Here is a 15,278-nt window from a genome sequence, read left to right as displayed (position 1 = left end):
TCGAAATGTCGCAGCCTCGGTAACGTGTCCTCCGGTATTCATCATGCCAGGTGAGGAAGCGTCGCCCGGCTTCGAGGCCGGCTGTGGGGTCGCGCGTGATTGAACGACTGGAATTCATCCTGGCTCTCGCCCGCGAGCGTCACTTCGGCCGGGCTGCCCAGGTCTGCAACGTCTCTCAGCAGACCCTCTCGGCCGGCGTGAAGCAGTTGGAAGAACGGCTCGGTGTGCTTCTCGTGCAACGGGGCTCGCGTTTCCAGGGGTTCACTCCGGAAGGCGAGCGCGTTCTCGAATGGGCGCGCCGCATCGTCGGGGATGCGCGGGCGATGCGAGAGGAGGTTGCGAGTCTGCGGCGCGGTCTTTCGGGAACGCTTCGACTCGCGACAATCCCGACGGCGACTCCGATCGTCGCTGCGCTCACGACGCCGTTCCGGGCGCGCCACCCGAACGTCCGCTTTTCTGTTCAATCGACGACCTCCGGGGAAATCGGGCGCCTGATCGCCGATCTCGAGATCGATGCCGGCATCACCTATCTCGAGAACGAGCCCCTCGGCCGATTGACCGCCGTGCCGCTCTATCGGGAGCGCTACCGCCTGCTGACCGCGATCGACGGGGTGTTCGGCGAACGGGAATCGGTGACGTGGGACGAGGTGGCGAGCCTGCCTCTGTGTCTGTTGACCCCGGATATGCAGAACCGGCGGATCATTGACCGGCAGCTTCTCAACGCGGGAACGGAATCCGCACCGCTTCTCGAGTCCAACTCGATGATCGTTCTCCTGACCCACGTTCGCACAGCCAAATGGGCGAGCATCATGCCGGCGGTTCTCGCCGACACGTTCCGTCTGAATGACCGCGTCAGAGCCGTGCCGATCATCGATCCGGATCTCAGCCACGTCGTCGGTCTCGTGGTGCCGGAACGCGAACCGATGACGCCCCTCTGCGCGGGGCTGATCGTGGAAGCGCGGGCCGTTGCTTCGTCCATTACCCAAATGATCGACGCGCTGTGAGAAAAGCTTGACTACGCGGCAAGAGGGACCAGGGTTGCGATGCCTTTTCGCGTCGCAGCATTCGTTTTCGACAAAAATCCGTTGTCGATCCACCGATCAGTGCGATTGATCGGGGGTTGGCGATATACCACCTTGGAACGAGAACAATCTCAGTCCGGGTAGGAATAATGGTGCCGAACGAACCCTGGAACGAGCCGCGGGCCGCCAGGATCATCGCCGAACATATTAACCTGGAGGGGGCGACGCTCCCGATCCTCCATGCGCTGCAGGAGACCTTCGGCTACGTCGACGAAGGTGCTGTGCCGCTGATCGCCGACGCGCTGAACCTGTCGCGTGCCGAGGTGCATGGATGCATCACCTTCTATCACGATTTCCGTCGCGCGCCGGCGGGGCGCCACCAGGTGAAACTCTGTCGCGCCGAGGCCTGTCAGGCCATGGGCTCGGACGCGCTGCACGCCCAGATCCTGTCGCGTTTCGGGGTCGACTGGCACGGGACGACCGCCGACGGCCAGGTCACGGTCGAGCCTGTCTACTGCCTCGGTCTCTGCGCAAACGGTCCCGGAGCCCTCGTGGACGACGAGCCTCTGGCCCGGCTCACCGCCGATTCCCTCGAAGCCGCCCTGACGGAGATGACATCGTGAGCATCACGATCACCGTTCCGCGCGATGCCGTGGCCCTCGGGCTCGGCGCCAATCGCGTGGCCCGCGCGCTGTTCGACGGCGCCGAGCGCCGTGGCCTCGTCATCACGATCGTCCGCACCGGGTCCCGGGGCCTCCTGTGGCTCGAGCCGATGATCGAGGTCGCAACGCCGGGGGGCCGTATCGCTTACGGACCGGTGACACCCGCCGACATCGACAGCCTCCTCGATGCGGGCCTCGTCGAGGGCGGTGCCCATCCCCTCCGCCTCGGGCGACCGGAGGAAATCCCCTATCTCGCGCGTCAGCATCGGCTCACCTTTCAACGCTGCGGCGTGGTCGATCCGGTCTCGGTAGAGGATTACCGAGCGCATGGCGGCTACCGGGGCCTCGAAGCCGCCTTGAAGCTCGATGCGGCCGGCATCATCGCGGAAGTGCGTGAATCCGGTCTTCGTGGCCGCGGCGGCGCCGGGTTCCCTGCCGGGATCAAGTGGAACACGGTGATGCTCGCTCAGGCAGAGCAGAAATACGTGGTCTGCAATGCCGATGAGGGGGATTCTGGAACCTTCGCCGATCGCATGATGATGGAGGGCGACCCCTTCAACCTCATCGAGGGTATGACCATCGCGGGTCTCGCCACGGATGCCACCCGCGGCTACATCTACCTGCGCTCCGAGTATCCTCAGGCCTTCGCGACCCTCAAGGAGGCGATCGCCAACGGCATCAGGGCCGGCGTCCTCGGCGAGAACGTACTGAACTCCGGCAAGGCCTTTCATCTGGAAGTTCGCCTCGGCGCCGGCGCCTACATCTGCGGCGAGGAAACGTCCCTGCTCGAGAGCCTGGAGGGCCGCCGCGGCATCGTGCGAGCCAAGCCGCCGATTCCGGCCCTGAAGGGCTTTCTCGGCCAGCCGACGCTCGTCAACAACGTGATGACCTTCACGGCCGTGCCCTACATTCTGCAGCATGGCGCCAAGGCCTATGCCGAGTACGGCATGGGTCGCTCGCTCGGCACCCTCGCGATCCAGCTCGCCGGCAACATCAAGCACGGCGGACTGATCGAGTACGCCTTCGGCATCACATTACGCGAGATCATCGAGGATTTCGGCGGCGGCACGCAGAGCGGGCGTCCGATTCGCGCGGTCCAGGTGGGTGGTCCTCTGGGCGCCTACTTCCCCGACCACCTCCTCGACACGCCGCTCGATTACGAAGCGATGGCGGCCAATAAGGGTCTCGTCGGCCACGGCGGTATCGTCGTCTTCGACGACACCGTCGACATGGCCAAGCAGGCGCGGTTCGCGTTCGAGTTCTGCGCCGTGGAATCCTGTGGCAAGTGCACACCCTGTCGCATCGGCGCAACCCGCGGCGTCGAGACCATGGACAAGGTCATCGCCGGGATCCGGCCGACCGAAAATCTCGCCGTAGTCGCCGACCTCTGCGACGTGATGACCGACGGTTCGCTGTGCGCCATGGGCGGTCTGACGCCGATGCCCGTCATGAGCGCCATCACCCACTTCCCCGAAGATTTCCAGCAGCGCGGACCGATGTCCGTCGCAGCTGAATAAGGAGGCGCGATCCATGGCCCTCATCAAAGAGATCGACTACGGCACCCCGATCCGGGTGAACGAGCAGACCGTCACGCTCACCATCGACGGCATGAACGTGACGGTGCCCGCGGGCACGTCGGTGATGGCCGCCGCCATGCATGCCGGCACGCAGATCCCCAAGCTCTGCGCCACAGACTCGCTGGAGGCTTTCGGTTCCTGCCGTCTCTGCCTCGTTGAGATCGAGGGACGTCGCGGCACGCCCGCTTCCTGCACGACGCCTGCCGAGAACGGCATGGTCGTCTCGACCCAGACGGACAAGCTCGCCAAGCTCCGCAAGGGCGTGATGGAGCTCTACATCTCCGATCACCCCCTCGACTGCCTGACCTGCGCAGCCAACGGCGACTGCGAGTTGCAGGACATGGCGGGCGCGGTGGGCCTGCGCGACGTACGCTACGGCTATGACGGCGCCAATCACGTCAAACCGACCTCCGAGCAGTACCTAGCGAAGGACGCGTCGAACCCGTACTTCACCTACGATCCGTCGAAGTGCATCGTCTGCAATCGCTGCGTCCGCGCCTGCGAGGAGACGCAGGGGACCTTCGCGCTGACCATCTCCGGTCGAGGCTTCGACAGCCGCGTCGCTGCCGGCCCGACCGACTTCTTCAACTCCGAGTGCGTGTCGTGCGGCGCCTGCGTCCAGGCCTGCCCGACCGCGACCCTGCAGGAAAAGTCGATCATCGAGTACGGTCAGCCGGACCATTCGGAGATCACCACCTGTGCCTATTGTGGCGTCGGCTGCTCGTTCAAGGCCGAGATGCAAGGCACCCGGATCGTCCGCATGGTGCCCTACAAGGGTGGCAAGGCGAATGAGGGCCATTCCTGCGTGAAGGGCCGGTTCGCTTATGGCTACGCCACCCACAAGGACCGCATCACCAAACCGATGATCCGCGACAAGATCACGGACCCCTGGCAGGAAGTCTCCTGGGAGGTCGCGATCGACCGAGCAGCGTCCGAGTTCAAGCGCATCCAGGCCAAGTATGGCAAGGATTCGGTCGGCGGCATCACGTCGTCCCGGTGCACCAACGAGGAGGCTTACCTCGTCCAGAAGCTCGTGCGCGCCGCCTTCGGCAACAACAACGTCGACACCTGCGCCCGCGTCTGCCACTCGCCGACCGGCTACGGGCTGATGTCGACGCTCGGCACCTCGGCCGGCACGCAGGACTTCGCGTCCGTGGCACATTCCGACGTGATCCTGGTCATCGGCGCGAACCCAACGGATGGCCACCCCGTCTTAGCGTCCCGCATGAAGAAGCGCCTGCGCGAAGGCGCGAAGCTCATCGTCGCCGATCCGCGCAAGATCGACCTCGTGAAGTCGCCCCACATCCAGGCCGACCATCATCTGCCGTTGAAGCCGGGTTCGAACGTCGCCTTCATCAATTCGATGGCGCATGTCATCGTCACGGAAGGCCTCGTCGACGAAGCTTATGTCCGCGAGCGTTGTGACCTCGGCGACTTCGAAGCCTGGGCGCGCTTCGTTGCCGACGAGCGCCATTCTCCCGAGGCGCAGGCGACCTACACGGGCATCGATCCGACCGAGCTGCGTGCCGCTGCGCGGCTCTACGCCAAGGGCGGTGCCGCCGGCATCTATTACGGCCTCGGTGTTACCGAGCACAGCCAGGGCTCGACCATGGTCATGGGCATGGCCAACCTCGCTATGGCCACCGGCAACATTGGCATGCTGGGTGCCGGCGTGAACCCGCTGCGCGGCCAGAACAACGTCCAGGGCTCCTGCGACATGGGCTCCTTCCCGCACGAGCTGCCTGGCTACCGCCACGTCTCCGACGACGCCACCCGCGAGACCTTCGAGTCGCTCTGGGGCGTGTCGTTGGACCAGAACCCGGGCCTACGCATCACAAATATGCTCGACGAGGCCGTCGATGGTGCTTTCAAGGGCATGTACATTCAGGGCGAGGACATCGCCCAATCGGATCCTGATACGCACCACGTGACCGCCGGGCTGATGGCGATGGAATGCATCGTCATCCAGGACATCTTCCTCAACGAGACAGCGAAGTACGCCCACGTCTTCCTACCCGGCGCTTCTTTCCTCGAGAAAGACGGCACCTTCACCAATGCCGAGCGCCGCATCTCCCGCGTGCGCAAGGTGATGCCGCCGCTCTCTGGCGTCGGCGACTGGGAGGGCACGATGCTGCTGTCCAACGCCCTCGGCTATCCCATGAACTACAGCCATCCGAGCGAGATCATGGATGAGATCGCATCCCTGACGCCAAGTTTCTCCGGCGTGAGCTTCGCCAAGCTCGACGAACTCGGCTCGATCCAGTGGCCGTGCAACGAGGCCGCCCCGAAGGGCACGCCGATGATGCACGTGGACCGCTTCGTGCGCGGTCTCGGAAAGTTCATGATCACCGAGTACGTGCCCACCGAGGAGCGTACGGGCCCGCGCTTCCCGCTCATCTTGACCACGGGCCGCATCCTGTCGCAGTACAACGTCGGCGCGCAGACCCGTCGTACGGAGAACTCGCGCTGGCACGAGGAAGACGTGCTCGAGATCCACCCCTTCGACGCGGAGGTGCGCGGGATCGTCGACGGAGACCTCGTTGCGCTGGAAAGTCGCTCCGGCGACATTGCCCTGAAGGCCATCGTGTCCGAGCGCATGCAGCCCGGCGTGGTGTATACGACCTTCCACCACGCCAAGACCGGCGCCAACGTGATCACCACCGACTACTCGGACTGGGCCACCAACTGCCCCGAGTACAAGGTCACGGCGGTGCAGATCCGGCGGACGAACCGCCCCTCCGACTGGCAGGCGCGGTTCTTCGAGGAGGATTTCTCGTTGACCCGGATTGCGACACAGTTGAATGCGGCCGAGTGACCAGACCAGCCTGACGGCGAACGAGGATCATCCGGCGGTCGAGACCGCTCGGCGCGTCCCGACCCTGGTCGTCGCCTACGATGACCAGGAGCCACGGAGCGGCACCCGGCCCCTTGCGGTCGAGATGCCGGTCAACCTGATCTACGGCGCGGTGCCTTACGCCGTGATGATGACGACGCCGGCAGATCTCGTGGACTTCGCCTACGGGTTCAGCTTGACGGAGGGCATCATCGCCACCGCCGACGAGATCCGGTCGGTTCAGGTCGAGGCGGATACGACGGCGGGCGGCATGCGCCTTCTCGTCGATCTCGTGCCCGGGCGCCTGCGGGAACACCTCTCGCGTAAGCGCGCCATGTCGGGGCGTACCGGCTGCGGCGTCTGCGGAATCGACGATCTCGCGTCACTGCCGAAGACCGACGCGCCTCTGCACGGCGCCAGCCGGGTCACCATCGCGGCGATCCAGCGGGCTCTGATGGCCATGGGCGACGCGCAAGTGTTGAACGCCGAGACGCGGGCGGTCCATGCCGCGGCCTGGGCGAATCTCGATGGAAGCTTAGGGGCGCTGCGCGAGGATGTCGGGCGGCACAACGGCCTCGACAAGCTGATCGGCGCCTTGATCCAGCGCAAGACCGACCCGGCCGATGGATTCGTCGTCATCACCAGCCGCTGTTCCTTCGAGATGGTCGAGAAGGCGGCGAGCCTCGGCGTGACGGTGCTGGTGGCAATCTCTGCCCCGACTTCGCTGGCGATCGACCGGGCGCGTCTTCACGGTATGACGCTCTGCGCCATCGCCCGCTCAGATACCCTGACGGTCTTCACTGGACGCGAACGTCTCGACTTGCCCGCGCAGCCCTGACGCCACGCGATTCCCGTTCCCTCGACAGAGTTTTCGTACCGATGAGCGCCCTGACGTCCGACGAAAAACTGGTCCGCATGGCCAATCAGATCGCCACCTTCTTCCGGTCCTATCCGGACGAGGAGGCCGTGGCCGGCATTCACAAACACATCGTGGCGTTCTGGACGCCGAAGATGCGCAGAGCCCTCGAGGCCTGTGGACTCGATCCGGACAGTGGCCTCGATCCCCTCGCGCTCAGGGCCCTTCAGGACACCCCGGCTGCCGATAGCCCCGTTCGTGCCGCCACCCGCGACCCGCATTTGCAGGGTGCAGGGGCCAGCGACGCCGGCTGATCCAATTCCGGAATCGTCAAATGCGAAGGACCACGCGGTCCTTCGCGTCTCATTACCTGCAGCGCTGACTTCAGTCCTTCTCCGGTTCCTTCGTGGTACCTGGCACGATCGTCGCGCCACCGATCACCCGGACCGGTCGCTTGGCGTCCGCCGGCACGTCCTTCCAGTTCTGTGCCATCGGCTTCGGCACCGGAGGCGGCTGCACCGAGGCCGGCGTCATGGCGGCGGCCGGTCCATCGACCTTCGGAGATGAGACCGCGGCGTTTACGGCGGCGGGGGCAGCGTCGGCCTTTGATCCGGCAGGGGGCACATCGGACAGCTTCGGCGCCCCGGGTGTGACAACAGGCGAACCCGCTTTGACCGTTGGGGTGAGGCGGACGACTTTTCGAGGTGTCTCGGACTTCGGCTTTGCGTCTGCCCCGCGAGCATCGGGGTTCAGGCCCATGGGATTCCGATCGGCAGGTCCGGGCGGCGCCGGCTGAACGGTCCGCGATCCGGTTTCCGATCGATTCGCAAGGTCCGTAAGGCCCGCCGGAGCGGGGCGCGCACGGCGAGCCTGATCCTGCGGGAAGGGGATGTCCGCGGGCGGTATGATTCTTTCGGCTTGCCGGATCGGCTGACGGATCGCCTCGTCGTCTTCGGTCCAGCCATAGCCGGGTGCACGGCGCATGATCCGCGGAGGTGCGTAGGGCGCTACGTCCAGCCGATGGCGTCCAATGATTCGACCGTCGCGCGCATCGACGAAGAGCCGGAGGCGATCACCATAAGGATTCGATGCCTCTAGGATATACGCCTGCCCATCGAAGCGTGGACGCGTGACGTCGGTGAATCCGCGGTCATTCAGCCGCCACACGACGGCACGGGGCGGTAGAAGGAGGTCAGGCTCGTAGGCGTATTGCGCCTGGGCAGCAGGCGCGGCTGAAAGCGTCATGACACCGGCCAGGATGCCGGCCGACAAGGCGCGGGATGAGGGGGATGCACGCATGGGCTTCCTGCGAGACGAAAACATCGCTGTGAGATCCAGAGAGATGTCGGTGCGGAGGCCTGCTGTTGTCGCAGGTCCTCCGCTCCAAGGTCCGCCGGGATTCGAGACAATCCCCGCACGCCGCTTGTGCTCGGCACGCCGTGTAAACAGGCCGAATGGGGCGAGATTGCGAGGCTGCCACCGTGGGTTCGGCGTCAACGGATCTGGCTCGTTCCGATCACCCGTGGGCCTGCGGCGAGAAAGCTCGCGGCGGGAGGGAACCATGCGCCGGAAAACCGCAGTGAGCCACCGGACACGCCCTTGCTGGAGCGGTTAAAATCTGTCACTTTCCACCGGTAGGACAGTAACGCTGTCCCATTCTCGGCAGGGTATCTGTCGGGATGGCTGTGAGGATCTCGCTCAGGTGACGTTGCCGGCGACCAAACGAGATTCGAAGCCGGTCGCCATCGCGGCGATCCGGGCCCGCACGGCTTGAAACCAAGCCGGCGTCGAGCCCGCGAGTTGCGGGCGCTTCCTGACCGAAGAACCCGCCCAGAGCCGACGCTGTCGAGAGACAAACCCGGAAGCCCCTCGGGCTCTGGGCATGAAACATGCTCGCTTGCGGGCAGGTCGGAGGCGAGAGATGGTGGACGTGGTCGCATCTTCTGAGTTCGGGGCGCTGCAGGCGTCGGTTCCCGCCACCCGCGAGGGGACCGCGCCGCTGATCGTGCGCGACTGGGCTCTGCCGAAAGTTCAGGGGCTTTACGACCCGGCTCGCGAGAGCGACGCCTGCGGCGTGGGCTTCGTCGCCGACATGCACGACCGGCGGACGCATGCCATCGTTCAGCAAGGCCTCCAAATCCTGAAGAACCTTGATCATCGGGGTGCCGTAGGCGCCGATCCGAAGATGGGCGACGGGTGCGGTATACTGGTTCAGATTCCGCACGCATTCTTCAAGGCTGAGGTCGAGGCACTCGGTATCACCTTACCCGAGCCCGGACATTACGGGGTCGGCCAGTTCTTCATGCCGAAGGATTCCGAGGCCCGTCGCCTCGTCGAGGAGATCGTCGAGAAGGCCCTGGCCGACGAGGGACTGCCCTTCCTCGGCTGGCGCGATGTGCCGGTCGATCCGAGCGACCTCGGCGTGACGGTCAAGGAGACAGAGCCCTGCCACCGGCAGATCTTCATCGGCCGTCCTGCCACGGTGTCGGACGAGGACGCTTTCGAACGTCGACTGTTCACCGCTCGCAAGGTGATTTCGAACAAGGTCTATGGCCTGAAGGACGAGCGCGCGAACACCTACTATCCCGTGTCCCTCTCGACCCGTACCATCGTCTACAAGGGCATGGTTCTGGTCGATCAGCTCGGCGAATACTATCGCGACCTGCAGGACGAGCGCTTCGTTTCGGGCCTCGCTCTGGTGCACCAGCGCTTCGCCACCAACACCTTCCCGACCTGGCGCCTGTCGCACCCCTACCGGATGGTCGCCCATAACGGCGAGATCAACACATTGCGCGGCAACGTCAATTGGATGGCGGCGCGCCAGGCGAGCGTCGATTCGGAGCTATTCGGCAACGACATCTCGAAGCTCTGGCCGATCTCCTATGAGGGCCAGTCCGACACCGCGTGCTTCGACAACGCCCTCGAATTCCTCGTCCAGGGTGGGTATTCGCTGGCCCACGCGATGATGATGCTCATCCCGGAAGCCTGGGCCGGCAATCCGCTGATGAGCGAGGAACGCCGTGCATTCTACGAGTATCACGCCGCCCTGATGGAGCCGTGGGACGGTCCGGCTGCCGTCTGCTTCACCGATGGCCGCCAGATCGGCGCGACCCTCGATCGCAACGGCCTTCGACCGGCGCGCTACCTCGTCACCGACGACGGCCTCGTGGTGCTGGCGTCCGAGATGGGCGTGCTCCCGATCCCGGATGAGAAGATCGTCGAATCCTGGCGCCTGCAGCCCGGGCGGATGCTGCTCATCGACCTGGAGAAGGGCCGCATCGTCTCCGATGAGGAGATCAAGAGCGAGCTCGCTGCCGCGCACCCCTACGCCGAGTGGGTCAAGAACACCCAAATCGTCCTTGAGGACCTGAAGCCCGTGATCCCGCGGGCCTCGCGTTCGGATGTGTCGCTCCTCGATCGCCAGCAGGCCTTCGGCTACAGCCAGGAAGACCTCAAGCTTCTCATGGCGCCCATGGCTGTCACCGGCCAGGAGGCCGTCGGCTCCATGGGCACCGACACACCGCTCTCGGCGCTGTCCGACAAGCCGAAGTCGCTCTACTCCTATTTTAAGCAGAACTTCGCGCAGGTGACGAACCCGCCGATCGACCCGATCCGCGAGGAAGCGGTGATGAGCCTCGTCTCGTTCATCGGCCCGCGCCCGAACCTGCTCGACATGGAGGGCGCCTCCCGCAAGAAGCGCCTTGAGGTTCGCCAGCCGATCCTGACCAACGGCGACCTCGAGAAGATCCGCTCGATTTCCCATTTCGAGGACCGGTTCGACACCAAGACCCTGGACATAACCTTCCCGGCCGAAACCGGTGCGGCGGCCATGGAGGGCGCGGTCGATCGCCTGTGCGATCGGGCCGAGGTCGCGGTGCGCGGCGGCTACAACATCATCATCCTGTCGGATCGGGGCGTCGGGCCGGATCGCATCGCAATTCCGGCGCTCCTCGCGACTGCTGCCGTGCACAATTACTTGATCCGCAAGGGACTGCGTACTTCCGTCGGCCTCGTGGTCGAGTCGGGGGAGCCACGCGAGGTACATCACTTCGCTTGCCTCGCCGGTTACGGCGCCGAGGCGATCAACCCCTATCTCGCCTTCGAGACGTTGATCGCGATGAAGGACGAGTTCCCGCCGGACCTGACGCCGGACGAGATCGTCTACCGCTACATCAAGTCGATCGATAAGGGCCTGCTCAAGGTCATGTCCAAGATGGGCATCTCGACCTATCAGTCCTATTGCGGTGCGCAGATCTTTGACGCGATCGGTCTGAATTCCGCTTTCGTCGAGCGGGACTTCTTCGGAACCGCGACGACGATCGAGGGCATCGGCATGGCCGAGGTTGCACAGGAGACCGCGCGGCGTCACGCCGATGCTTTCGGCGACTCCCCGATCTATCGGACTGCCCTCGATGTCGGTGGTGAATACGCCTATCGCCTGCGCGGTGAGAGCCACACCTGGACGCCCGATTCGGTCGCGACGCTGCAGCATGCCGTGCGCCTCGGCCTGCCGGAGCGCTACCGGGAATATGCGCGGCTGGTGAACGAGCAGGAGAACCATCTTAAGACGATCCGCGGGCTGTTCCGCATCAAGCAGGCGGCCGAGATCGGTCGGGCGCCGGTCGACGTCGATCAGGTCGAGCCCGCGGCCGATATCGTCAAGCGGTTCGCGACAGGCGCCATGTCCTACGGCTCGATCTCGAAGGAGGCGCATGAGACACTGGCAATCGCGGTGAACTCGTTCGGCGGTCGCTCAAATTCGGGCGAGGGCGGCGAGGAGGTCGAGCGCTTCAAGCCGATGGCGGACGGGCGCTCGCGCCGCTCGGCCATCAAGCAGGTCGCTTCCGGGCGCTTTGGCGTTACGACGGAATATCTCGTCAATTCCGACATGATGCAGATCAAGGTTGCGCAGGGTGCCAAGCCGGGCGAGGGCGGCCAGCTGCCCGGCCACAAGGTCGATGCCAAGATTGCCAAGGTCCGCTACGCCACCCCCGGCGTCGGCCTGATCTCGCCGCCTCCGCATCACGACATCTATTCGATCGAGGATCTGGCGCAGTTGATCTTCGACCTGAAGAACGTGAATCCCGAGGCCGACGTCTCGGTGAAGCTCGTCTCCGAGGTCGGCGTCGGAACAGTCGCGACCGGCGTCGCCAAGGCGCGCGCCGATCACATCACGATCTCGGGCTTCGACGGCGGCACTGGTGCGGCCCCGCTGACCTCGATCAAGCACGCGGGCGGCCCCTGGGAAACGGGTCTGGCCGAGACCCAGCAGACCCTGGTGCTGAGCCACCTGCGCGGGCGCGTCGTCCTTCAGGCCGACGGTGGCATCCGCACGGGCCGCGACGTGTTGGTCGCGGCCCTGCTTGGGGCCGACCAGTTTGGCTTCTCGACCGCGCCGCTGATCGCGGCCGGCTGCATCATGATGCGCAAGTGCCACCTGAACACCTGCCCGGTGGGCGTGGCAACGCAGGATCCCGTTCTGCGCAAACGCTTCAAGGGGACGCCCGAACACGTGATCAACTACTTCTTCTTCGTGGCCGAGGAGCTGCGGGAGTTGATGGCGTCCATGGGCTTCACAAAGATCGAGGACCTGATCGGCCGAGCCGACCTCCTCGACACGCTGGAGGTGATCAATCACTGGAAGGCGCGCGGTCTCGACTTCTCGAAGCTGTTCCACCGCCCGGAAGTGCCCGAGCACGTCGCGATCCGGCACACGGAGAAGCAGAAGCATCCGATCGATACGGTGCTCGACCGACGCCTGATCGCCGGTGCGCAATCGGCCCTTGACGGCGGCGAGCCTGTAGTGGTGCGGGAGGAGATCAAAAACTCGGATCGTACGGCCGGCGCCATGCTTTCCGGAGTCGTGGCCAAGCGGTACGGCCACGAGGGTCTGCCCGACGACACTATCCGGTTGGAGCTGTCCGGAACAGCCGGCCAGAGCTTCGGCGCCTGGCTCGCGGCGGGTGTCACGTTGGTACTCACCGGCCACGCCAACGATTACGTCGGCAAGGGCCTGTCCGGTGGCAAGCTGATCATCCGCCCCTCCGACGCCCTGCGGGCGCCGGGCTCGCACACCATCATGGCCGGCAACACGGTCCTTTACGGGGCGATCGCGGGCGAGGCCTACATTCGCGGTTCGGCCGGTGAGCGCTTCGCCGTCCGCAATTCGGGCGCCATCGCGGTGGTCGAGGGCATGGGCGACCACGGCTGCGAGTACATGACCGGCGGCGTGGTGGTGTCGATCGGCGAAACCGGACGCAACTTCGCGGCGGGCATGTCGGGTGGCATTGCCTACGTCCTTGACGAGGACGGCTCGTTCTCGGCCCGTTGCAACCTGTCTATGGTCGATCTCGAACCCGTCGAGGAGGAGGACGACCTCATGCGTCGATTCCACCAGGACGGCGACTTGGAAACGAAGGGCCGTGTCGACATCCTGGCCGATATGTCGGGCCACGACGAGGAACGCCTGTCTCAACTCATCACCAATCACCTGAAGTACACGGGCTCCCCGCGTGCCAAGGCGATCCTCGATGATTGGGCCGGCTACCGCACCAAGTTCGTCAAGGTGATGCCGGTGGAGTACCGGCGAGCCCTGCGCGAAATGGAAATGGCGCGGATGCCGGTGGCGGCCGAGTAGGCGCTGCGCGACCGAAATTCTATCGAGACGGTTCCCGGTTCGTTGACGAACTGGGAACCGCACGGGTCAGCCCCTTGAGATGGCTGACGCATGAGGCAGGGCGGTGAGAGGCCGTTCTGCCGGGTGACAGCGGAATAGGCCATCGAGGCCGCCTTCCGCGCGACGGATCAGACAGACTCGCGAAAGACGGTCAGACGATGGGCAAGGTCACGGGTTTCCTCGAATTCGACCGGCAGGAGCAGAAGTATCAGCTCGCCGCCGATCGCGTGCGCCACTTCCGCGAGTTCACGCTGCCGCTCGACGAACACGATCTCAAGAAGCAGGCGGCTCGTTGCATGGATTGTGGCATCCCGTTCTGCCACGGTCCGACGGGCTGCCCGGTTCATAATCAGATCCCGGACTGGAACGAACTCGTCTACCAGTCCGACTGGGAAGAAGCGGCACGCAACCTCCATTCAACCAACAACTTTCCTGAATTTACCGGCCGCATCTGCCCAGCGCCCTGCGAGGAGGCGTGCACGCTGAACCTCGAGAATCAGCCGGTGGCGATCAAGACCATCGAGCAGGCGATCGCGGACCGCGCCTGGAACAACGGCTGGGTCAAGCCTGAGCCCGCCGATCATCAGACCGGAAAGAAAGTCGCGATCATCGGCTCCGGCCCTGCAGGGCTCGCAGCTGCGCAGCAACTCGCCCGTGTCGGGCACGAGGTCCACGTCTTCGAGCGCGAGCCCAAGGCCGGCGGCCTGCTCCGCTACGGCATCCCCGACTTCAAGATGGAGAAGCGCCACATCGACCGGCGCGTGAAGCAGATGGAGGGTGAGGGCGTTCACTTTCATTACGGCGTCAATGTCGGAATCAACAAGCCGCTCGATGAACTCACCGCCGAATTCGACGCAGTGCTGTTCGCCGCTGGTGCCGAGGACCCGCGTAATCCGCAGTTGCCCGGCCAGGATTTGGAGGGCGTCCACTACGCCATGCCATTCCTGGTGCAGTCCAACCGCCGCGTCGGTGCCGAGCCGATGCCGGGGAACGGCGAGGCTCCCATCCTTGCCACCGCCAAGAACGTCGTCGTCATCGGTGGTGGCGACACCGCTTCGGATTGCGTCGGCACCTCGTTCCGTCAGGGCGCCTTGTCGGTGACGCAGCTCGATATCCGGCCTCGCCCACCGGAGCGCGAGGACAAGCTCTCGGTCTGGCCGTACTGGCCGACCAAGATGCGGACCTCTTCCAGCCAGGCCGAGGGCGCCGAGCGCGAGTTCCAGGCCGCGACGCTCCGGCTGGAGGGAAAGAAGGGCAAGCTCACCGGCGTCGTCTGCACCCGCGTTGATGAGAAGCGTCAGCCGATCCCGGGCGGTGAGTTCACGCTACCCGCCGACCTCGTGTTCCTGGCGATCGGCTTTGCCGGCTCGGTCCGGAAGGGCCTGCTGGAAGAGTCCGGCGTCGTCATGGACAAGCGTGGGAACGTGACGGCGAACGAGCTTGACTACCGGACGTCGAACGAGAAGATCTACACAGCGGGCGATATGCGCCGCGGTCAGTCCCTCGTGGTCTGGGCCATCCGCGAGGGGCGTCAGGCGGCGCGTTCCATCGACGAGGCCCTGATGGGCGCGAGCATCCTGCCGCGCTGAAGATGATGCCGGACTAGATTGCGACGTCTCGCCGTCGCAGTCCGGAACACGCCGGGTCTACGC

The 15,278-nt window shown here is 65.0% G+C and carries 9 protein-coding genes; 8 read left to right on the top strand and 1 reads right to left on the bottom strand.

Translation table 11 applies throughout. From position 1 onward, the window contains the following. The first annotated feature begins 95 nt into the window (after positions 1–95). The 6 genes from ASF41_RS00215 (at position 96) to ASF41_RS00190 (ending at position 7,264) form a co-directional block, all read left to right on the top strand. Complete coding sequence (locus ASF41_RS00215; RefSeq protein WP_056380118.1) at positions 96–1,004, top strand: LysR family transcriptional regulator; 909 nt, start codon at positions 96–98, stop codon at positions 1,002–1,004. A 167-nt stretch (positions 1,005–1,171) separates the two neighbouring features. Continuing rightward, positions 1,172–1,645, top strand: coding sequence for a formate dehydrogenase subunit gamma (locus ASF41_RS00210; RefSeq protein WP_056380087.1), 474 nt, complete (start codon positions 1,172–1,174; stop codon positions 1,643–1,645). Beyond that, positions 1,642–3,201: an NADH-quinone oxidoreductase subunit NuoF gene (locus ASF41_RS00205; protein WP_056489845.1), complete on the top strand. Its 1,560-nt coding sequence runs from the start codon at positions 1,642–1,644 to the stop codon at positions 3,199–3,201. Before ASF41_RS00210 ends, ASF41_RS00205 begins: the two co-directional genes overlap by 4 nt. 13 nt (positions 3,202–3,214) lie before the next feature. Beyond that, positions 3,215–6,076, top strand: coding sequence for a formate dehydrogenase subunit alpha (gene fdhF, locus ASF41_RS00200; RefSeq protein WP_056489842.1), 2,862 nt, complete (start codon positions 3,215–3,217; stop codon positions 6,074–6,076). After that, positions 6,063–6,932, top strand: coding sequence for a formate dehydrogenase accessory sulfurtransferase FdhD (gene fdhD / locus ASF41_RS00195; protein WP_056350327.1), 870 nt, complete (start codon positions 6,063–6,065; stop codon positions 6,930–6,932). Before fdhF ends, fdhD begins: the two co-directional genes overlap by 14 nt. Positions 6,933–6,973: 41 nt before the next feature. Next, positions 6,974–7,264 carry a formate dehydrogenase subunit delta gene (locus ASF41_RS00190; RefSeq protein WP_056350325.1) on the top strand — a complete coding sequence of 97 codons (291 nt, stop codon included), beginning with the start codon at positions 6,974–6,976 and terminating at the stop codon, positions 7,262–7,264. A 70-nt stretch (positions 7,265–7,334) separates the two neighbouring features. On the opposite strand, the gene ASF41_RS00185 is transcribed toward ASF41_RS00190, so the two are convergent. After that, positions 7,335–8,249: a hypothetical protein gene (locus tag ASF41_RS00185; protein WP_056489839.1), complete on the bottom strand. Its 915-nt coding sequence runs from the start codon at positions 8,247–8,249 to the stop codon at positions 7,335–7,337. A gap of 622 nt (positions 8,250–8,871) precedes the next feature. On the opposite strand from ASF41_RS00185, the gene gltB reads away from it, so the two are divergent. Beyond that, complete coding sequence (gltB, locus tag ASF41_RS00180) at positions 8,872–13,587, top strand: glutamate synthase large subunit (protein WP_056489836.1); 4,716 nt, start codon at positions 8,872–8,874, stop codon at positions 13,585–13,587. Between the two features lie 197 nt (positions 13,588–13,784). Then, complete coding sequence (locus ASF41_RS00175) at positions 13,785–15,215, top strand: glutamate synthase subunit beta (RefSeq protein ID WP_056350318.1); 1,431 nt, start codon at positions 13,785–13,787, stop codon at positions 15,213–15,215. Positions 15,216–15,278 lie beyond the last annotated feature (63 nt).

Source organism: Methylobacterium sp. Leaf111 (assembly GCF_001423285.1).
Taxonomy (GTDB): Bacteria; Pseudomonadota; Alphaproteobacteria; order Rhizobiales; family Beijerinckiaceae; genus Methylobacterium.
Note: the sequence above shows the minus strand (reverse complement) of the source record. Positions and strands in the feature narration are given on the sequence as shown.

Excerpts from the sequence above, each read along its gene's own strand:
- ASF41_RS00210 (WP_056380087.1), top strand. The coding sequence starts at position 1,172 with ATGGTGCCGAACGAACCCTGGAACGAGCCGCGGGCCGCCAGGATCATC.
- fdhF (WP_056489842.1), top strand. The coding sequence starts at position 3,215 with ATGGCCCTCATCAAAGAGATCGACTACGGCACCCCGATCCGGGTGAAC.
- fdhD (WP_056350327.1), top strand. The coding sequence starts at position 6,063 with ATGCGGCCGAGTGACCAGACCAGCCTGACGGCGAACGAGGATCATCCG.
- ASF41_RS00190 (WP_056350325.1), top strand. The coding sequence starts at position 6,974 with ATGAGCGCCCTGACGTCCGACGAAAAACTGGTCCGCATGGCCAATCAG.
- ASF41_RS00185 (WP_056489839.1), bottom strand. The coding sequence starts at position 8,249 with ATGCGTGCATCCCCCTCATCCCGCGCCTTGTCGGCCGGCATCCTGGCC.
- gltB (WP_056489836.1), top strand. The coding sequence starts at position 8,872 with ATGGTGGACGTGGTCGCATCTTCTGAGTTCGGGGCGCTGCAGGCGTCG.
- ASF41_RS00175 (WP_056350318.1), top strand. The coding sequence starts at position 13,785 with ATGGGCAAGGTCACGGGTTTCCTCGAATTCGACCGGCAGGAGCAGAAG.